At 71.8% G+C, this 19,318-nt stretch carries 18 protein-coding genes; 15 read left to right on the top strand and 3 right to left on the bottom strand.

Translation table 11 applies throughout. From position 1 onward, the window contains the following. Nucleotide 1: 1 nt before the first annotated feature. Nucleotides 2-778: an ABC transporter ATP-binding protein gene (locus ACT01A_RS14025; RefSeq protein WP_445147705.1), complete on the bottom strand. Its 777-nt coding sequence runs from the start codon at nucleotides 776-778 to the stop codon at nucleotides 2-4. 32 nt (nucleotides 779-810) lie between these two features. Further along, nucleotides 811-1,527, bottom strand: coding sequence for a hypothetical protein (locus ACT01A_RS14020; protein WP_445147704.1), 717 nt, complete (start codon nucleotides 1,525-1,527; stop codon nucleotides 811-813). A gap of 67 nt (nucleotides 1,528-1,594) precedes the next feature. Here ACT01A_RS14020 and ACT01A_RS14015 point away from each other — a divergent pair, with 67 nt between their 5' ends. From ACT01A_RS14015 to purB, 5 genes are read left to right on the top strand one after another with little or no spacing between them, the layout of a single operon-like run. Continuing rightward, complete coding sequence (locus tag ACT01A_RS14015) at nucleotides 1,595-1,876, top strand: GYD domain-containing protein (protein WP_445147703.1); 282 nt, start codon at nucleotides 1,595-1,597, stop codon at nucleotides 1,874-1,876. A 15-nt stretch (nucleotides 1,877-1,891) separates the two neighbouring features. Further along, a complete protein-coding gene (gene purD, locus ACT01A_RS14010; protein ID WP_445147702.1) occupies nucleotides 1,892-3,163 on the top strand; it encodes a phosphoribosylamine--glycine ligase in 1,272 nt (423 codons plus the stop codon). Continuing rightward, nucleotides 3,160-3,654, top strand: coding sequence for a 5-(carboxyamino)imidazole ribonucleotide mutase (gene purE, locus ACT01A_RS14005; protein ID WP_445147701.1), 495 nt, complete (start codon nucleotides 3,160-3,162; stop codon nucleotides 3,652-3,654). Before purD ends, purE begins: the two co-directional genes overlap by 4 nt. Before the next feature lie 9 nt (nucleotides 3,655-3,663). After that, a complete protein-coding gene (locus ACT01A_RS14000) occupies nucleotides 3,664-4,335 on the top strand; it encodes a hypothetical protein (RefSeq protein ID WP_445147700.1) in 672 nt (223 codons plus the stop codon). A gap of 10 nt (nucleotides 4,336-4,345) precedes the next feature. After that, on the top strand, nucleotides 4,346-5,620 hold the full coding sequence (purB, locus tag ACT01A_RS13995; protein WP_445147699.1) for an adenylosuccinate lyase: 1,275 nt from the start codon (nucleotides 4,346-4,348) through the stop codon (nucleotides 5,618-5,620). Here purB and ACT01A_RS13990 read toward each other — a convergent pair. Further along, nucleotides 5,617-7,062: an MFS transporter gene (locus tag ACT01A_RS13990; protein ID WP_445147698.1), complete on the bottom strand. Its 1,446-nt coding sequence runs from the start codon at nucleotides 7,060-7,062 to the stop codon at nucleotides 5,617-5,619. The two genes, purB and ACT01A_RS13990, sit on opposite strands and share 4 nt — an antisense overlap. A 172-nt stretch (nucleotides 7,063-7,234) precedes the next feature. Here ACT01A_RS13990 and ACT01A_RS13985 point away from each other — a divergent pair, with 172 nt between their 5' ends. The 10 genes from ACT01A_RS13985 to ACT01A_RS13940 all read left to right on the top strand — a co-directional run bounded on the left by ACT01A_RS13985 (nucleotide 7,235) and on the right by ACT01A_RS13940 (nucleotide 19,317). Further along, nucleotides 7,235-7,879, top strand: a complete 645-nt coding sequence (locus tag ACT01A_RS13985; RefSeq protein WP_445147697.1) for a TetR/AcrR family transcriptional regulator — start codon at nucleotides 7,235-7,237, stop codon at nucleotides 7,877-7,879. Between the two features lie 43 nt (nucleotides 7,880-7,922). Next, the gene (locus ACT01A_RS13980; RefSeq protein WP_445147696.1) at nucleotides 7,923-8,807 is read left to right on the top strand and encodes a phosphoribosylaminoimidazolesuccinocarboxamide synthase; all 885 of its coding nucleotides are present in this window, start codon (nucleotides 7,923-7,925) and stop codon (nucleotides 8,805-8,807) included. After that, nucleotides 8,804-9,040, top strand: a complete 237-nt coding sequence (purS, locus tag ACT01A_RS13975) for a phosphoribosylformylglycinamidine synthase subunit PurS (RefSeq protein WP_445147695.1) — start codon at nucleotides 8,804-8,806, stop codon at nucleotides 9,038-9,040. The genes ACT01A_RS13980 and purS overlap by 4 nt, the downstream gene beginning before the upstream one ends. Then, on the top strand, nucleotides 9,037-9,684 hold the full coding sequence (purQ, locus tag ACT01A_RS13970) for a phosphoribosylformylglycinamidine synthase subunit PurQ (protein WP_445147694.1): 648 nt from the start codon (nucleotides 9,037-9,039) through the stop codon (nucleotides 9,682-9,684). Before purS ends, purQ begins: the two co-directional genes overlap by 4 nt. After that, nucleotides 9,668-11,905, top strand: coding sequence for a phosphoribosylformylglycinamidine synthase subunit PurL (gene purL / locus ACT01A_RS13965; protein ID WP_445147693.1), 2,238 nt, complete (start codon nucleotides 9,668-9,670; stop codon nucleotides 11,903-11,905). The genes purQ and purL overlap by 17 nt, the downstream gene beginning before the upstream one ends. A gap of 650 nt (nucleotides 11,906-12,555) precedes the next feature. Further along, nucleotides 12,556-14,139: a Na+/H+ antiporter gene (locus ACT01A_RS13960; RefSeq protein WP_445147692.1), complete on the top strand. Its 1,584-nt coding sequence runs from the start codon at nucleotides 12,556-12,558 to the stop codon at nucleotides 14,137-14,139. Between the two features lie 75 nt (nucleotides 14,140-14,214). Beyond that, nucleotides 14,215-15,675 (top strand): amidophosphoribosyltransferase, encoded by a 1,461-nt coding sequence (gene purF, locus ACT01A_RS13955; RefSeq protein WP_445147691.1) that lies wholly within the window; start codon nucleotides 14,215-14,217, stop codon nucleotides 15,673-15,675. 60 nt (nucleotides 15,676-15,735) lie between these two features. Beyond that, nucleotides 15,736-16,725 carry a GlxA family transcriptional regulator gene (locus ACT01A_RS13950; protein WP_445147690.1) on the top strand — a complete coding sequence of 330 codons (990 nt, stop codon included), beginning with the start codon at nucleotides 15,736-15,738 and terminating at the stop codon, nucleotides 16,723-16,725. A gap of 15 nt (nucleotides 16,726-16,740) precedes the next feature. Continuing rightward, nucleotides 16,741-17,397 (top strand): DJ-1/PfpI family protein, encoded by a 657-nt coding sequence (locus ACT01A_RS13945; RefSeq protein ID WP_445152827.1) that lies wholly within the window; start codon nucleotides 16,741-16,743, stop codon nucleotides 17,395-17,397. Between the two features lie 81 nt (nucleotides 17,398-17,478). After that, nucleotides 17,479-19,317 (top strand): RecQ family ATP-dependent DNA helicase, encoded by a 1,839-nt coding sequence (locus ACT01A_RS13940; RefSeq protein WP_445147689.1) that lies wholly within the window; start codon nucleotides 17,479-17,481, stop codon nucleotides 19,315-19,317. Nucleotide 19,318 lies beyond the last annotated feature (1 nt).

Below are 19,318 nucleotides of genomic sequence, written 5' to 3'. Positions count from 1 at the left end.
CTCAGTGCCGCACGGCCGCCGACCAGCGGCCGTGCGCGCCGCGCACGTCGACCGCCAGGCCGAACGTCTCGCTCACGCGCGCCGTCGTCAGGACGTCGTCGATCGGCCCCGCTGCGAGCACCCGTCCGCCGCGCAGCAGCAGCGCGTGCGTCGTGGACGGCGCGATCTCCTCCAGGTGGTGGGTGACCGTCACGGTCGGCAGCGCGGGGCGGTCGCGGGCGAGCGTCGCCAGCGCGCCGAGCAAGCCCTCGCGGCCGGGCAGGTCCAGGCCGGCCGCAGGCTCGTCCAGCAGCAACAGCGACGGGTCGGCCATCAGCGCGCGGGCCAGCAGCAGGCGCTGGCGCTCGCCCTGCGAGCAGTCCTCGAAGCGCCGATCCTCCAGCTCGCCGGCGCTGACCAGCGCCATCAGCGCCCGGGCGCGCTGCTCGTGCTCGTCCGTCAGCCGGCGGACCTGCAAGATGATGGTGTTGAAAGCGCCCGTCATCACCGTTTGCAGCCCGGTCAGATGGCCGCGCAACGAGCGCGCCAGCCGCGCGTCGACGAAGCCGATCCGCTCGCGCAGCGCGCGCACGTCCACCGTGCCCAGGCGCGCGCCGAGCACCTCCACGGTCCCCGACGACGGCTGCGACATCGCGCCGGCCAAGTGCATCAACGTGGTCTTGCCCGCGCCGTTGGGCCCGAGCACGACCCAGTGCTCGCCGTCTCGGACCTCCCACGACGCGTCGTCCAGCAGGCGCAGCTCGCGCCCCAGCGACGCCGACCAGCGCCGCACGGTCACCCCGTGCAGCAGGACCGCGGCGCTGCCAGCGCTCAGTTCTTCACCGTCTGCGGGCAGGGCGACGACTTGCTCGGCTTCGGCGCGCCGGGCGGCTGCAGGCAGACGCCGACCGAGTAGAACAGGAACTGGCTGCCCTTGACGCCCTTGTGGAAGGCCTTGCTCGTGTCGAACTGCAGCTGCCACTTCCCGAGGCGCGGCTCGGTGAACGGGAACAGGCGGCGCTTGGCGGTCTTGACGATCCGCCCGCACTGGCCGGTCGCCTTGCCGAGCCGGACCGTCAGCTTCTGCTTGCCCTTCGGATCCACGTAGTGGACGTAGACGTCCGGGTTGGGCATGTTGAGCGCGAAGCCCGCGACCGAGAAGCGGACCTTCAGCTTCTGCGGGTCGCCCGTGGCCGGCGAGAAGTCGGCCTTCAGGCGCGTGATCGTGAACTTCGAGCTGACCATCGTCGTCTCGGACTCGGCGCTGACCGTGAACTGGCGCTCGAGCTCGTCGTCCTCCAGCGACGGCGGCGCGAACGCGCCCTGGAAGGCGCCGCCGGTGTCGATCGCGTTCGTGCCGCCGGTCAGCGGCGTGCCGTCCAGCGCGACGCTGTAGGGCGCGCCCGGCGTGAACCCGTTGCCGCTGACCGTCACGTTGGTCTTGGCGGTTTGCAGGTAACAGGTGCGGTCGGTCTGCACCTGCGCACCGTGGGCGGCGGCGGGCGCGAGGAGCAACGCGAGGGGCAGGATGGCGACGGTTCGGCGCATGAGAAGTGGACCAAAGAGATTAGGGGTCGTGCCCCGCCGAACACGCGGATCGGGTAGAAGGAGCGCTATGCCGACGTTCATCATGCTCTCCACGCTTACGCCTGAAGGCGTCCAGACGGTCAAGAACAACCCGCAGCGCATCCGCGAGGTCAACACCGAGGTCGAGCAGCTCGGGGCGACCGTCAAGGCGCAGTGGTCGGTGCTCGGACGATTCGACTTCGTCTCGATCGTCGAGGCGCCGGACGAGACGACGATGGCGCGCGTGTCGCTGGAGCTCGGGTCGCGTGGCACGGGCCGCTTCGAGACGCTCAGCGCGATCCCGATCGACGACTTCATCGCGTCGCTGTAGGGCCCTCGGCTCTAGATGAAGGTCCTCATCGTCGGCGGCGGCGGGCGCGAGCACGCGCTCGCCAACGCGCTCGCGCGCTCGCCGCAGTCGCCGGAGCTGCTCGCCGCGCCCGGAAACCCCGGCATCGCGGCGGTCGCGCGGTGCTTCCCGGAGATCGGCGTCGGCGACCTCGACGCGCTCGTTGAGTTGGCGGTCGCCGAGGGTGTCGGCCTGGTCGTGATCGGCCCGGAGGCGCCGCTGGTCGCGGGGCTGGCCGATCGCCTGGAGCAGGCCGGCATCGCGCACTTCGGGCCGACCGCCGCCGCGGCGCAGCTGGAGGGCTCCAAGGCGTTTGCCAAGGAGATCATGTCCTCCGCTGGCGTCCCGACCGCCGACTGGGCCGAGGTCGAGACCGTCGAGGCGGGCATGGAGGCGATCGACGGCCGTTACCCGGCGGTGATCAAGTTCGACGGGTTGGCCGCGGGCAAGGGCGTCGTGGTCGCGCCGGACGAGGCCACGGCGCGCGAGGCGCTGACCGAGATGCTCGAAGCGCGCCGCTTCGGCGACGGCCCCGTGGTGGTCGAGGACTTCCTGGACGGCGAGGAGCTGTCGCTGTTTGCGATCTGCGACGGCGAGCGCGCGGTCCCGATGGTCCCCGCGCAGGACTACAAGCGGATCTTCGACGGCGACGAGGGGCCGAACACCGGCGGCATGGGCGCCTACTCGCCGGTCGTCGGCGCGCCCGACGTCGATGCGGTCGTGGCGGCGATCCACCAGCCGGTCGTCGACCTGCTGCGCGAGCGCGGCACGCCGTTTCACGGGGTGCTCTACGCGGGGCTGATGCTGACCGACGACGGCCCGCAGGTGATCGAGTTCAACGTGCGCTTCGGCGATCCCGAGACCCAAGGCGTGTTGTTGCGGTTGACCTCCGACCTGCTGGACACGCTCGTGGCCGCGACGCGGCCGGGCGGTCTGGCCGCCGCCGACCCCATGTCCTTCTCCGACGACTGGGCGGTGACGGTCGTCCTGGCCTCCGCGGGCTACCCGGAGTCGTCGTCGAACGGGGACGTCATCAGCGGCCTGGACGCGCTGTCCAGCGACGTCGAGGTGACCCACGCGGGCACCGCGCTAAGCGAGTCGGGCGCCGTCGTGACCGCGGGCGGCCGCGTCCTGAACGTCACCGCGCTGGGGGCCGGCCCTGCGGACGCGCGCGAACGTGCCTATGCTGCCGCGGACCTCATCCAGTTCGACGGACGGCAGCTGCGTCGCGACATCGCCCAGCGAGCCGTGGAGCGCGTGACCTCATGACCGATCAGCCCCAGCCCACCACCGCCGCCCCGGCCCCCGCCTCGCCGGAGACGATGACGCAGCTCGAAGAAGCTGCGGCCGACACCGACGCGCCGCTCGTCGGGATCATCATGGGGTCGCAGTCCGACATGGACACCATGTCGGGTGCGGCCAAGGTCCTCGAAGACCGCGGCATCCGCTCCGAGACCCGCGTGATGTCGGCCCATCGCGACCCCGAGACCGTCGCCGACTACTGCAAGAACGCGCGCCTGCGCGGCTTGAAGGTGATCATCGCTGGCGCCGGCCTGTCCGCCGCGCTGCCCGGCGTCGCCGCTGCGCACACCGACCTGCCGGTCATCGGCGTGCCGCTGTCCTCGCGCCTGTCCGCCGCCGGCGGGCTCGACGCGCTGCTGTCGGTCGCGCAGATGCCGCCCGGCGTCCCGGTCGCCTGCGTTGGCCTGGACAACGCGAAGAACGCGGGGCACCTGGCCCTGCGCATCCTGAGCGCCTAGCGCGCTCCCGTGCGCCTCGCGCGAACGCTTCTCGCGGCGGTCGTGGTCCTCGTGACCGCGCCGTCCGCGGGCGCGTGCGTGCTGGCCGGACCGCTTCCGACGCCCGATCAACAGGTGCAGCGCTCCGACGTCGTGTTCACCGGCACGGTCTCGACCTCGGATCCGCAGTTCGCGGGCGGGTTCGCGATGACCGTGAAGGTCGACCGCGTGCTGAAGGGGCAGGTTCCCAGCGAGGTCCAGCTCGTCTCCGGGATGACGTCGTGCTCGGCGCCGCTGAAGGCCGGCGAGCGCCGCGCCTTCGCGATGAAGCCGACGACGCCGGCGCCGTGGGATCTCAACGTGTATGACCTTGCCGACGCTGCGGCGTTCGACGCGCTCCCGGCCGACGTCGCCTTCGCGCCGCTGGCGATCCGCGCGCTCGCGACGCGCCCGCAGCGCGCGCGGGTCCAGATCCACGTGAAGGCGCGCGCGTGCACGACGCTGCGCGTCCGCGTGACCGAGACGGTGGGCATGGTCACGCTCGCCGTCCGCGGCGCCGACGGGCCGCGCTGCACGACCGGCGCGCGCCGCGACCGCTGCATCACGCTGACCGCCAGGCGCGCGGTCGGCTCGCGCACCGTCTCGCCTTTGCGCGCGCGCCGCGTCGGCACCGCCAAGCGCTGCCCGGCGCTCGCTTCATAGACTCGCTGGCGTGATCGCGCGCTACACCCGTCCCGAGATCGGGGCCGTCTGGACCGACGAGGCCAAGCTCGAGAGCTGGCGGCAGGTGGAGGTCGCCTGCGCCCTGGAGACGGAGGGCCCGACGCCCGCCGAGCTGGAGGCGATCTCGCTGGCGACGTTCACCGTCGAGGCCGTCCTGGAGCGCGAGAAGGTCACCGACCACGACGTCGCCGCGTTCGTGGACGTGTTGAGCGCGAGCGCCGGCGAGGCCGGCCGCTGGATCCACTACGGGCTGACGTCCTCCGACGTGCTCGACACCGCGCTGGGCGTGCAGCTCCAGAAGGCGGGCGAGATCCTGATCGCGGGCGCGCGCGACTTCCGCGACGCACTTGCCGAGCAGGCGCGCGCGCACGTCGACACGGTCTGCGTCGGTCGCACGCACGGCGTCCACGCCGAGCCGACGACCTTCGGCGTCAAGCTCGCGGGCTTCGCCTTCGAGGCCGACCGCAACCTCAAGCGCCTGGAGCGCGCGTTCGACCAGGCCGCCGTCGGCGCGGTGAGCGGCGCGGTCGGGACGTACTCCGCGACCTCGCCGGACTTCGAGCGCCGCGTGTTGGATCGGTTGGGCCTCCAGTCCGAGCCGGTCTCGACGCAGGTCGTCGCGCGTGACCGCCACGCCGAGTTGTTGCAGGCGATCGCGCTCGCCGGCGCGGGCCTGGAGCGCTTTGCGACCGAGATCCGCCACCTTCAGCGCACCGAGGTCCGCGAGGTCGAGGAGCCGTTCCGCGCCGGTGCCCAGAAGGGCTCCAGCGCGATGCCGCACAAGCGCAACCCGATCGTCTCCGAGCGCGTGACGGGCCTCGCCCGCGTCCTGCGCGGCTACGCCCAAGTTGGTGTGGAAGACGTCGCCCTCTGGCACGAGCGCGACATCTCGCACTCCGGCGCCGAGCGCGTCGTCCTACCCGACGCGACGATCGCGTTGGACTACATGCAGGCCTTGGCCACCCGCCTGGCCCGCGGCATGGTCGTCCACGCCGACCGCATGCGCGAGAACCTCGACCTCACCTACGGCGCCCTCTTCTCCCAGCGCGTGTTGTTGGCCTTGGTCCAGTCCGGCCTCCAGCGCGACGACGCCTACCGCATCGCCCAGCGCACCGCCCAACAGGCCTGGGACACGCGCACACCGCTCCGTGAACTGCTCGAGGCCGAGCCCGAACTCGGACTCGACCTCGAAACGATCTTCGACTTGGGGCACTACACGAAGCACGCTCACGAAATCGTGAGCCGCCTCGACGCGGTCGTCTAGGCCGCGACCAGCGCCTCAACTTCGACGCCCTCGGCCGCCGCGGCGGAGGCGTTGGCCTCCTTGGACCGCAGCGACACGGCGATGACGGCGACCGCCGCGACCAGCAGCGCGGCTCCGACCGCGAAGGCGGTCGTGTAGCCGTGGACGAGCGCGTTGTCGCTGCCGCCGTTGGTCGCCGAGGTGGCGACCGTCGACAGCACCGCCAGCCCGAGCGCGCCGCCGATCTGCTGCGACGTGTTGAACAGGCCGGAGGCCAGGCCCTGGTGCTCGGCGTCGACGCCACCCGTGGCAATCAGCGTCAGCGGCACGAACGCGTTGCCGATGCCGAGCGCCAGCAGGGCGATCCCCGGGACGAAGCCCGTGATGTAGCTGCTGTCCGGGGTCAGCATCGTCATCCACGCCAGGCCTGCGGCGCCGAGCGCGAAGCCGCCCAACAACACCGCCTTGACGCCGAACTGCGCGATCAGCTTCTGCGAGATGACCGACCCGGCGATGATGCCGACGGTCATCGGGATGAACGCCGCGCCCGACTCCAGCGCGTTGTAGCCCTGGATCTGCTGGAAGTACAGCGAGCTGAAGTAGAAGAAGGCGTTCATCCCGCCCATCAGCAGCAGCGTCGCCGCGTTGGCGGTCGCCAGCGTCCGGGTCCGGAAGATCGCCAGGTTCACCAGCGGCGCGGCACGGCGCTGCTGCACGGCGCCGAAGGCCACCAACAGCGCGACAGACGCCGCGCCCAGCCCCAGCGTCCGGCCGCTGCCCCAGCCGAAGGACTCCGCCTTGACGATGGTGTAGGTCAACAGCACGAGGCCCGAGGTGACCAGGAACGCTCCGACGAGGTCAAAGCCGCCGCGTGCCTCTTCGGCCTTGGACTCCGGCACGAACCGCAGCGCCAGCGCCAGCGCGATCAGGCCGACCGGGACGTTGACGAAGAAGACCCACTCCCAGGAGAGCGCGTCGGTCAGCAGGCCGCCGAGCAGCAGGCCGACCGCGCCGCCGCCGCCGGAGATCGCGGCGAACGCGCCGAGCGCCTTGGCCCGGTCCGGTCCCTCGGGGACCGTCGTGGTGATGATGCTCAACGCGGCGGGGGACACCAAAGCGGCGCCGAGGCCCTGCAACGCGCGGGCGGCGACCAGGAAGGCCGGAGAGGTCGCCAGGCCGTCGAGCAGCGAGGCGAAGGTGAACAGCGAGATGCCGATCAGGAAGAGGCGGCGGCGTCCGAAGATGTCTCCGGCGCGGCCACCGAGCAGCAGGAAGCCGCCGAAGACCAACATGTAGACGTTGACGACCCACTGGAGGTCGGAGGCGGAGAAGTGCAGGTCGGACTGGATCGACGGGAGCGCGACGTTGGTGATCGTCGCGTCGAGGATCACCATGAACTGCGCGAGGCAGACGACGACGACCGTCACGGCCCAGTGGCGCTGCGTGGTGTTGGAATCGCTCATGAAGGAGGAGATGGGGGAGAGGTTGTGCGTGTCTGCGGCCCAACCGGACCGCTCGGTCCGGATGACCATAACACAACCGGACCGTTCGGTCCGTCTTTTCGGACCGGTCGGTCCGTATTTCCGGACCCGATGGTCCATTTCCGGACCGGATGTTGGTACCGTCTAGGACGCGATGACCGTCCCCAACGCCCTCCCGATGCGCGCCGACGCCAGGCGCAACCTGGAGCGGATCATGCAGGCCGCCCGCGAGGCGTTCGCCGAGAACGGGATGGACGTGGGCGTCGAGGAGATCGCCCGTCGCGCCGGCGTCGGCAAGGCGACGTTCTTCCGCCGCTTCCCGACCAAGGAGGCGCTGGTCACCGCGCTGTACATGGACTTCGTCGACGAGGTCGAGGGCGCGATCGAGGCGGCGCTCGCCGACCTCCACCCCGGCGACCCGCTCGGGCCGCTGCGCGCGTTCCTGGAGCACTCTATGCGCACCCAGGCGCACAACAAGGCGTTCTTCGAGGCGGTCGCGGCGCGCTACGTCCCGCCGGTCGAGATGACCGACCGCATCATGGCCGGGGTCGAGCGCGTGATGGAGCCCGCGCGCGCCGCGGGGCTGCTGCGCCCCGGCGTCGAGCCCGGCGACGTGTCGACGGCGACCAAGATGCTCGGCGCGGCGATCCGGCCGATGGAGGGCCTGCTGCTGTGCGAGGAGGCCTGGCCGCGCTACCTCGACGTCGTGCTCTCCGGCCTCACCGGCGAGTCGCCGCTGCCGGGCGTCGCCGCGGATCCGTGCACGATGGTGCGCGAGTTCTCCGCAAAGACCGAGTAGATCTCCGCCCGTCGGCGCCGCCCCCTTCGATACCTTCAGGGGCGTGACCTCCGCCGCCGATTTGGACCTGCCGCTCGTCGCCAGCGGCAAGGTCCGTGAGATCTACGACCTGGGTGACCGGCTCCTGCTCGTCGCCTCCGACCGCATCTCCACGTACGACGTGGTGCACCCGAACGGGATCCCGGACAAGGGCAACGTCCTGACCGGCATCTCCGCGTTCTGGTTCAACAAGACGGGGCACATCATCCCCAACCACTACATCTCGGCCACCGAGGGCGTGCCCGCGGAGGTCCGTGGTCGCGCGATGGCCGTGCAGAAGCTGAAGATGCTGCCCGTCGAGTGCGTCGTGCGCGGCTACATCACCGGGTCGGGCTGGAAGGACTACCAGGCCACCGGCAAGGTCTCGGGCATCGAGCTGCCGGTCGGGCTGAAGGAGTCCGAGAAGCTGCCGACGCCGATTTTCACCCCGTCGACGAAGGCCGAAGAGGGCCACGACGAGGCCATCGACATCGCCCAGGCCGGCGAGATCCTCGGCGACCCCGAGCTGGCCGCGCGCCTGCGCGACGTCTCGATCGCGCTGTACTCCTTCGCGGCCGACCTCGCCGCCGAGCGCGGCGTCATCCTCGCCGACACGAAGTTCGAGTTCGGCATCAACGACGCCGGCGAGCTGATCCTCGGCGACGAGGCGCTGACGCCGGACTCCTCGCGCTACTGGCCCGCCGAGGGCTACGAGCCGGGCCACGGCCAGCCGTCGTTCGACAAGCAGTTCGTGCGCGACTGGGCGTCGTCGACCGGGTGGGACAAGAACCCGCCGGCGCCCGAGGTCCCCGAGGACGTCGTCGCGGGCACGCGCGCGAAGTACGTCGAGGCCTACGAGCTGATCACCGGCGAGAAGTTCGCCGACTGGATCGCGCGGACGTCGGCATGAGGGCGCGCGTCCTGATCCGCCCGAAGGCGGGCATCCTCGATCCGCAGGGCGTCGCCGTCGAGCGCGCGCTGCCGGCGCTCGGCTTCGGCGGCGTCGCCAACGTGCACGTCGGCCGGCTGGTCGAGCTGGACGTCGAGGACGAGGCCCAGCTGGACGACATGTGCCGCAAGCTGCTGGCCAACCCGCTGATCGAGGACTACGAGATCCAGGCGGTCGAGGCGGCCTCCGCGTGAAGCTCGGCGTCATCACCTTCCCGGGCACGTGCGACGACGCCGACGCGCGCATCGCGGTGTCCAAGGTCGCCGAGGCCGTCCCGCTGTGGCACGGCGACAGCGACCTCAAGGGCGTCGACGGCGTCGTGGTCCCCGGTGGCTTCTCCTACGGCGACTACCTGCGCGCGGGCGCGATCGCGCGCTTCTCGCCGGTGATGGAGTCGGTCATCCGCTTCGCCAACGAGGGCGGCCCGGTGCTCGGCATCTGCAACGGCTTTCAGATCCTCTGCGAGGCGGGGCTGCTCCCGGGCGCGCTGCTGCCCAACAAGGAGCTGCGGTTCGTCTTCCGGCAGGTGGAGCTCGAGGTGGTGACGACGGCGACGCCGTTCACCTCGACGTGCGCGGTCGGCGACCGCCTGTCGATCCCGGCCAAGCACATGACCGGCTGCTTCTTCGGCGAGGTGCCCGAGGAGCAGGTCGTGCTGCGCTACGCCGAGGGCGAGAACTTCAACGGCTCACAGGACGACATCGCCGGCGTCATGAACGCCCAAGGCAATGTCATGGGGTTGATGCCGCATCCGGAGCACGCGGTCGAGACGCTGGTCGGCGGGTCCGCCGACGGGCTCAAGCTCTTCGAGGGGATGGCCCGTGTCGCCGTCGCCTGAGGCTGAGATCGCCGGCACCGTCGTCGCGCCTGGAGTCGAGCAGGCCGTCGCGCTCGGCCTGACGCGCGACGAGTACAAGATGGTCATCGACGAGCTCGGCGGGCGCGAGCCCAACGAGGTCGAGCTGGCGATGTTCTCGCTGCTGTGGAGCGAGCACTGCGCCTACAAGCACTCCAAGAAGCTGCTGCGCACGCTGCCCACCGAGGGCCCCGCGGTCGTCATGGGGCCGGGCGAGAACGCCGGCGCCGTAGACGTCGGCGACGGCTGGGCGGTCGCGTTCAAGGTCGAGTCGCACAACCACCCGTCCGCGGTTGAGCCCTTCCAGGGCGCGGCCACCGGCGTCGGCGGGATCCTGCGCGACATCTTCGCGCTGGGCGCGCGGCCGATCGCGGTGCTCGACTCGCTGCGCTTCGGCGAGCCGACGTCGGAGCGGTCTCGCTACCTGCTGGACCGCGCGGTCGCCGGCATCGCCCACTACGGCAACTCGATCGGCGTGCCGACGGTCGGCGGCGAGGTCGTCTTCGAGGCCCCGTACGAGACCAACTGCTTGGTCAACGCGATGGCCATCGGGATCGCGCGCACCGACGACATGGTGCGCTCCGCCGCGGCCGGCGTTGGCAACGTGTTGGTGTTGTTCGGCGCGTCCACGGGGCGCGACGGCATCGGCGGCGCATCGGTGCTGGCGTCGACCGAGCTCGACGTCGCGGACGACACCAAGCGCCCGTCGGTGCAGGTCGGCGACCCGTTCGAGGAGTCCAAGCTCCTGGAGTGCTCGCTGGAGCTGCTGGCGTCCGGCTTGTTGGTGTCCTTGCAGGACCTCGGCGCGGCGGGCCTGACAAGCGCCGCCTCCGAGATGGCCGCGAAAGGCGAGGTTGGGCTCGACCTCGACGTGGCGAAGGTCCCGTTGCGCGAGGCCGACATGGAGCCGTTCGAGATCATGGTGTCGGAGTCGCAGGAGCGCATGCTCTGCGTCTGCACGCCGGAGAACGTCGCCGCCGTGTTGGAGCTGTGCGAGAAGTGGGAGGTCAACGGGACCGCGATCGGGACCGTGACCGAGGGCAGCCGCTTCCGCGTGCTGCGTGGTGACGAGGTCGTCGGCGACATGCCGGTCACCGGCCTGGTCGACGACGCGCCGCTGTACGACCTCGCGCCCGAGAAGCCTTCCGCGCCGCTCTACGCGACGCCGGAGGCCAAGCTCGGCTTCGAGGCCGACGTCCGCGAGGCGCTGCTGACGCTGCTGTCCTCGCCGAACCTCGCCTCGCGCCGCCCGTTGTTCCAGCAGTACGACCCGGTCGTGCAGTCGCGCACGGTCCGCCGCCCCGAGGAGGCCGACGCGGCCGTCCTCTGGCTGCGCGACATGGGCGACAACGCGCCTGCGATCGCGACGTCCATCGACGGCAACGGCCGCCGCGTCGCCGCCGACCCCTACTGGGGCACGATCGGCAACGCGCTGGAGTGCGCGGCCAACCTCGCCGCCGTCGGCGCGCTGCCGCTGGGTACGACCAACAACCTCAACTTCGGCAACCCCGAGAAGCCGCACATCGCCTGGCAGCTGACCGAGGCCGTCCGCGGCCTCGGCGACGCCTGCCGCGCGCTGGACGCGCCGATCGTCGGCGGCAACGTGTCGCTCTACAACGAGGGCACCGACGGGCCGATCTACCCGACGCCCGTCGTCGGCATGGTCGGCCTGCTGCCGGATCCGGCGCGCGCTGGACGGCTCGGCTTCGCCAACGAGGGCGACGCGATCGCGCTCGTCGGCTGGAAGGACGACCCGTCACTCGACGCGTCCGAGCTGGCCAAGCTGCGCGGCGAGGCGCTGCCCGACGGCCTGCCGGAGGTCGACGTCCAGCACGTGGTGGCGACGCTCGCCGCGGTCCGCGACGCCGTCCGCGCCGGCGAGCTGTCCAGCGCCCACGACATCGCTGAGGGCGGTCTGTTGGTCGCGCTGGCGGAGTCCTGCCTGGCCGGCGGCCTCGGCGCCTCGCTCGACCTCGGCGACGCCACCGACGTCTGGACGACGCTCTTCGGCGAGCACCCCGGCGGCTTCATCGTCTCCGGCCCCCGCGCCGCCTTGGAGTCCCTAGGCGACCACACGTCCGTCCAAGTCCTCGGCACCGTCGGCGGCGGCCACCTCGAGATCGCCGTCTCCGACCTCGGCGAGCGCTGGACCCTCGCCGAGCTGCGCGACGCCACCGCCGCGCTGGCTCCGCTGTTCCCGTAGTTGCCGGCTGCCCCCTCACGCGATCCGCGATGGGCGGGCGTTGGGGGCTCCTGGCCCTGTGGCGTTCAGTGCGGGGTGTTGGTGGTGGTGCGGTGCGTTGGAGAGGATCCGGCGAGGGAGTGAAGCCGGGTTGGCGTGGCCGCCGCTTGGTGTCGTCCTCGGGGCGTCTGGTTGGGCTCGGGAGGGCGGTTCGGGGCCGAACGGGCGGGATCTCCGCAGTGATGGTCGAGTTGACCGGGAATATGCCCGTCAACGCGACCGGCATCGCAGAATCGGGCCCTTATGGAGCACCACTCGGGATCCGGGTCGCTTGAGCGTCGTATATCGACCATTACGCGACCCGGATCGATCCTTTCGGCCCCGAACCGCCCTCCCGAGCCCAACCAGACGCCCCGAGGACGACCCACAGCGGCCGCCACGCCCCAACGCTCTCACTCCCTCGCCGGATCCTCTCCAACGCACCGCACCACCACCAACACCCCGCACCGAGCGCCACGACGCTCGCACCACCCACGCCCGCGCAACGTCGCGCCTCGCTCCGCGCAGCGTCGGCACAGTCGCCGGGCATAGGAAGATTGCCTCGCGCCTCGTCAGCAGTGGGCCGCGCAGCCTGCCGTTGCCGCGAGGACCAGCGGGGTAGCCCCCGCACCGTGCACTCCGCGGAGATCCTCGTTGGCCTGCTCGGTGCCGTGACCATTCTGGCCGGCGCGTCGCGGCGTGTCGGTATCCCGTCACCGATTGTGCTGGTCGTCTGCGGCGTGCTGGTTGGGCTGGTGCCGGGGCTGCCGGCGGTCGAACTGGATCCCGACCTGATCTTCTTCATCTTCCTCCCGCCGTTGGTCTACGGCGCGGGCTTCAACTCCAGCGCGCGCGACCTGCGGGCGCAGGCGCGGCGGATCGGGGTGCTGGCGATCGGGCTGGTCGCGGCGACGACGGTCGCGGTGGCCGTGGCAATGAAGGTCGTCGTGCCTGGCTTCGGGTGGCCGGAGGCGTTCGTGCTGGGCGCAATCCTGGCGCCGACCGATCCGGTCGCGGCGGTGTCGATCATGAATCGCCTGCGGGTCGATCCGCGGCTCTCGGCGATCGTTGAGGGCGAGTCGCTGGTCAACGACGGCACCGGTCTCGTGCTCTACCGGCTGGCCGTGGCGGCGACGGCAACCGGCACGTTCTCGTTGCTGAACGGCGCGTGGGAGCTCGTCGGGACCGGTGTGGGCGGCGTCGGGCTCGGCCTGCTCGTCGGGTTCGTGGTCAACCACGTGCGCGGCCGCGTAGACGACGCGCCGATCGAGATCACGCTGTCGCTCTTCACGCCGTACGCGGCCTACATCGCGGCCGAGTCGATCGGCGCGTCCGGGATCCTCGCGGCGGTCGCAGCCGGGCTCTACCTCGGTTCCCAGCGCGACGGCCTCTTCTCCGCGACCGCCCGCATCGAGGCCCAGGGCTTCTGGAGCGCGTTGATGTTCATGTTGGAGTCGACGCTGTTCTTGTTGATGGGGTTGCAGTTCCGCGACGTCGCGCAGGGGATCGAGGACCTCAACCCCGCACGCGTCGCGCTCACCGTCCTGGTCACGCTGGTCGTGGTGCTCGGGCTGCGGGTCGTCTGGATGTTCTCGGTCGGGCCGCTGCTGCGCCGGGCGATCCCGGGCGACCCGCGCGAGGAGCCGCCGGAGCTGACCGCCGGCGAGCGGTTGGTGGCGGGCTGGTCGGGCATCCGCGGCGGGGTCTCGTTGGCCGCGGCGCTGGCGATCCCGGCGACGGTCGACGGCGGCGACGCCTTCCCGCAGCGCGAGCTGATCATCTTCACGGTCTTCTGCGTGATCGTCGTCGGGCTGCTCGTGCAGGGCCTGACGCTGCCGGCGCTGATCACGCGCACGGGCATTGGACGCGACGAGGCCGACGACGTCGCCGACGAGGCGCGCGCCCGTGCGGCGGCGGCCACCGCGGCGCTGGAGCGGCTGGACGAGATGGCGGCCGAGGGCGACGACGACACCGAGCGCGCCACCGAGCATCTCCGCGAGCTCTACAAGGCGCGACTGGAGCACGCCACCGCTTCGCCGGACGAGCGCGGCGACGGCGAACGCGAGCACGTCGAGGCGTTCCAGCGCCTGCGCGAGGAGCTGCTGCGCTCCGAGCGCGCGGCCCTCCACGAGCTCCACGCGCGCGGCGAAATCTCGGAGGATGCGCTGAGAACGGTCGAGCGCGACCTGGACCTCCAGGAGGCGAGGCTGGACTAGCCGCCCCCGTTGCTACCCTCCGCGTGCCGCCGTCGTTCCTCGCCCGCGCCCCTTCATGGGATCGAGGCGGTCCTCATGACCGAGCTGAACACCACTCTCGACGAGCGCGACGGCCCGCGCGACGAGTGCGGCGTATTCGGGATCTACGCGCCCGAGCACGACGTCTCCCGTCTCGCCTACTTCGCGCTCTACGCGCTCCAGCACCGCGGGCAGGAGTCCGCGGGGATCGCCGCGGCTGACCGCGGCGGCTACATCATCACGCAGCGCGCGCTGGGCCTGGTCAACCAGGTCTTCAAGGAGCACGACCTCCGTGCCCTAAGCGGCGACCTGGCCATCGGCCACGTCCGCTACTCGACGACCGGCTCCAACGAGTGGGAGAACTCCCAGCCGGTGCACCGCAGCGCGGGCAGCGGTGGCAACCGCGAGCTGGCGCTGGCCCACAACGGCAACCTCATCAACGCGGTCGAGCTGCACGCCGAGCTGCGCTCCCAGGGCGTCCAGTTCTCCTCCACGTCGGACTCGGAGATCATCGCCGCGATGATCTCAACGAGCACCGCCGAGAAGCTCGAGGACGCGGTCGCCGAGGTGCTGCCGCGGCTCAAGGGCGCGTTCTCGACGGTCGTCATGACCAAGGACAAGGTCGTCGCCTTCCGCGACCCGGCCGGGTTGCGGCCACTCGCCCTGGGCCAGCTCGAGGATCGCTTCGTCGTGGCCAGCGAGTCGTGCGCGTTCGACATCATCGGCGCCACGCTGATGCGCGACGTGTTGCCGGGCGAGGTCGTGACGCTCTCGGAGAAAGGCATCAAGACCCAGCAGGTCGTCACCGGCGAGCGCGAGGCGTTCTGCGTGTTCGAGTACATCTACTTCGCGCGCCCCGACTCGCAGATGAACGGCACGCGCTTGCAGGTCGCGCGCGGCCGGATGGGGGAGATCCTGGCGCGCGAGAGCCCGGCGCCCAACGCCGACCTCGTGATCGCCGTGCCGGACTCTGGCGGCCCCGCCGCGCGTGGCTTCGCCCGCGCCGCCGGCCTGCCGCAGGACGACGGCCTGATCAAGAACCGCTACGTCGCGCGCACCTTCATCCAGCCCGGCCAGGAGCTGCGCAAGCACGGCCTGCGGATGAAGTTCAACCCGCTGCCGGAGGTCGTCGGCGGCAAGCGACTTGTTGTCGTGGATGACTCGATCGTCCGCGGCAACACCACGCGCCAGATCGTGCAGATGCTCCGGGACGCCGGCGCGCTGGAGGTCCACATGCGGATCTCGGCGCCGCCGATCAAGCACCCCTGCTACTACGGCATCGACATGAGCAAGCGCGAGGAGATGATCGCGCACGAGCGGACGCCGGAGGAGATCGCCGAGGAGCTCGGCGTCGACTCGCTGGCCTACCTCTCGCTCGAGGGCGTCTACGAGGCGGTCAACGGCGACCGCGCGAACCACTGCGACGCCTGCTTCAGCGGCGAGTACCCGCTGCCGAACACCGAAGACGGCCAGTCCAAGGACGCCTTCGAGCTCCCGCTGGTCTCGACGCGCGTCTGACGGAAATCGTGGGGTGCGTGTCCTTGCGGACACGCGGCCCGCGCGTGACTATGGACGGCGATGCGCGTCGTCGTCCTCGCTCTCCCCAAGCCGCAGTCGCTCGACATCGTCGGGCCGGTCGAGGTCTTCGACGCGGCCGCGCGGATCGTCGCGGCGCGGCGCGGCGGGGACGCGCCGCTGCCCTACCAGGTGACGGTCGTCGCGCCCGGCGTGGGCGCCGACGCCGTCGTCCGGACCTCCTCCGGGCTGCGTCTCCTCGCCGATCCGCTCCCGCGCGGCGCGGTCGACACGATCGTCGTCGCGGGCGGCGAGGGGGCGCGGCGTGTGGCCGACGACGATCCGGCGATCGCGTGGCTGCGCCGCACCGCGCCGCGGGCCCGGCGGGTCACGTCGGTCTGCACGGGCGCGTTCGCGCTGGGGCGCGCCGGGCTGCTGGACGGCTGCCGGGTCACGACGCACTGGGCGTGGCGTGCGGCGCTGGCGCGCGAGTGCCCGGGCGCGACCGTCGATCCCGAGGACCCCATCTACGTGCGCGACGGCGCGGTCTGGACGTCGGCGGGCGTGACCGCCGGGATGGACCTCGCGCTGGCGCTCGTCGAAGAGGACCACGGCGCGGACGTCGCGCTGGAGGTCGCGCGCTGGTTGGTGGTGTTCTTGAAGCGCCCGGGCGGGCAGGCGCAGTTCAGCGCGGGGCTGGCGGCGCAGACCGCGGTCGCCGCCACGGCCCGCGAGCCCCTGCGCGCGCTGCACACGTGGATGAACGACAACTTGGGCGCCGACCTCTCGGTGGGCGCGCTGGCGGCGCGCGCCTGCCTGAGCGAGCGTCAGTTCGCGCGCGCGTGGCGTGCAGAGACCGGTGTGACGCCGGCGGCGTTCGTGGAGGCCTTGCGCGTCGAGCGCGCGCGGGCGCTGCTGGAGGACGGCGTCGCCGTCGAGGTCGTGGCGCGCGAGTGCGGCTTCGGGTCCGCCGAGGTCCTGCGGCGCGTGTTCCACCGGCGGCTTGGCGTCGCGCCGTCGGCCTATCGAGAGCGGTTCGCCAAGGTGGCGTGAAGAAAGGACATCATGTTGGACATCGTCATTCCCATCTTCGACGACTTCACGGCGCTTGATGCGATCGGGCCCTACGAGGTCCTGTCGCGCGTCGGTGGTCGCGTCCGGTTCGTGGCGCGCGAGCCCGGTCCGATCCGGACCGACAACGGCATGCTGTCGGTCATCGCGGAGGCGTCGCTGGACGACGCCCGTTCGCCAGACGTGGTCGTGGTGCCGGGCGGGGTCGCGGTGCGCGCGCTGACCTCCGATCCCGTGTGGCTGGACTGGCTGCGCGACGTGCACGCGACGTCGACCTGGACGACCTCGGTCTGCACCGGCTCGCTGCTGCTCGGCGCGGCGGGGTTGTTGGAGGGGTTGCGTGCGACGTCGCACTGGCTGGAGCTGGAGACGTTGCGCGGCTATGGCGCTGAGCCGACGGGTGAGCGGGTCGTCGAGCAGGGCAAGGTGATCACCGCGGCGGGTGTGTCGGCGGGCATCGACATGGCGCTGACGCTCGCGGCGCGCCTGATCGGCGAGGACGGCGCGAAGGCGATCCAGCTCGGGATCGAGTACGACCCGCAGCCGCCGTTTGACTGCGGCTCGGTCGAGAAGGCGGATCCGAAGCTGGTCGAGGCGATTCGCCGCGCGGTGTCCGCGCGCGAGGCCGCGTCGCGCGAGCGCGCCGGCGTGTGATCAAACCCCGCAGGTTCCGCGCCGGAAGGGCGCGGGACGCCGGGTCGCCTCCGGGGGCGGCGCTATGGTCCGACGCCCGTCATGGATCTGCGCGCCGCCCTCCATCAGCACTTCGGATTCGCCGACTTCCGCCCTGGCCAGGAGGAGGCGGTCAGCGCTGCGGTCGACGGGCGCGACGTGCTGGTGGTCATGCCGACGGGCGCGGGCAAGTCGCTCTGCTACCAGCTGCCGGGGCTGGTGCGCGACGACCTGACGATCGTGGTATCGCCGCTGGTCTCGCTGATGCAGGACCAGGTCGAGTCGTTGGAGCGGCGCGTGCCCGGCGCCGCTGGGGTCATCAACTCCCAGCAGGACGCGTCGGCCAACGCCGACGTCCTCGCGCGTGCGCGCGAGGGAACGTTGAAGCTCTTGTACGTCGCGCCGGAGCGGTTCTCCTCGCCGGGGTTCCTGGAGGCGATCAAGACGGTGCCGATCGGGCTGTTCGTGGTCGACGAGGCGCACTGCGTGTCGCAGTGGGGCCACGACTTCCGCCCGGACTACTTCCGGCTGGCCGACGCGGCGCGGTGGCTGGGCGCCAAGGCGCTGGTCGCCTCGACGGCGACGGCGACGCCGCAGGTCGCGCGCGACATCGTGGCGCGGCTCGGGCTACAGCAGCCGACGCTGGTGACCACGGGGTTCGACCGGCCCAACCTGTCCTTCGCGGTCGTCCCGTGCGCGACGACCGCAGACAAGCACGCGCGGGTCGCGGCGGCGCTGCGCGAGGACGGCGCCCGCCCAGCGATCGTCTACGCGGGCACGCGCAAGGCGTGCGACGCGCTCGCGGAGCGGTTGGGCGTCGAACTGGAGACCGAGGTCCTGGCCTACCACGCGGGCCTCGGCCGGGGCGAGCGCGCCGACGTGCAGCGGCGGTTCATGTCCGGCGCGGTCGACGTCGTGGTCGCGACCAACGCGTTCGGCATGGGCGTCGACAAATCCGACGTGCGCACGGTCGCGCACGAGACCGTGCCGCCGTCGATCGAGGCTTACTACCAGGAGGCCGGGCGCGCGGGGCGCGACGGCGCGCCGGGGCGGGCGCTGCTATTCGCCGAGAAGCGCGACAAGTCGCTGCACGTGTTCTTCATCCAGCGCGCGGAGGTCAGCGACGGCGTGCTGGACCAGGTCGCCGGGCGTCTGCTCGGCGCGGCGGTCGATGGTCGCTTCGACGTCGCGGTCAACTACTTGGACGACGAGCCCGAGCGCGTGCGCGCGATCGTCGGGCACTTGGCCCGCGCGGGTGTCGTGCAGCCGGCGCCGTCGCCGATGGACCGCGTCCGCGGGCGCGTCGTCGGCGTGTGGGACGGGCGCGCGCAGGCGCTGGCACGGACGTCGGCGGCCGAGGGCGGTCGCGCGCGCTGGCGCCAGTACCGCGCGGTGTGGGCGTTCGTCGAGGGCGACGCGTGCCGGCGCGAGACGATCGTGCGCCACTTCGGCGACCCGGCGCCGCCGGCGCCCGAGGTCCCGTGCTGCGACGTGTGCGACCCGTCGCTGGTCCCGGCGTCACCGTCGCGCGCGTTGGCGCGCGCGGGGGGCGGCGGCGCGAGTCGCTCGGGCACCGCGGAGCACGAGACGATCGACGACGCGGTCCTCGCGGTGGTGCGCGCGGCGAAGCCGTCGATCGGGCGCACGCGTGTGGCGGAGGTGCTGCGCGGCGGTCAGGCGAAGGCGATCGTCCGCAACGCGTGGGACGAGCTGCCCGAGTACGGGACCTACGCGCACCTGAGCGCCAAGCGCGTGGTGGACCGGATCGACGCGATGATCGAAGAAGGCCTGCTGGCATCGACCGGCGGGCCGCGCCCGGTGCTGAAGGTGACGGCCGCGGCGCCTGCGCCGCCGGCCGATGGGGACGGCGACCAGTCGTCGCTGTCGTTCGAGGCGGCCTGAG

It is taken from the genome of Baekduia sp. Peel2402, assembly GCF_052567285.1.
The sequence above is the reverse complement of the archived record's forward strand: the minus strand, read 5'-3'. Positions and strand labels throughout refer to the sequence as shown.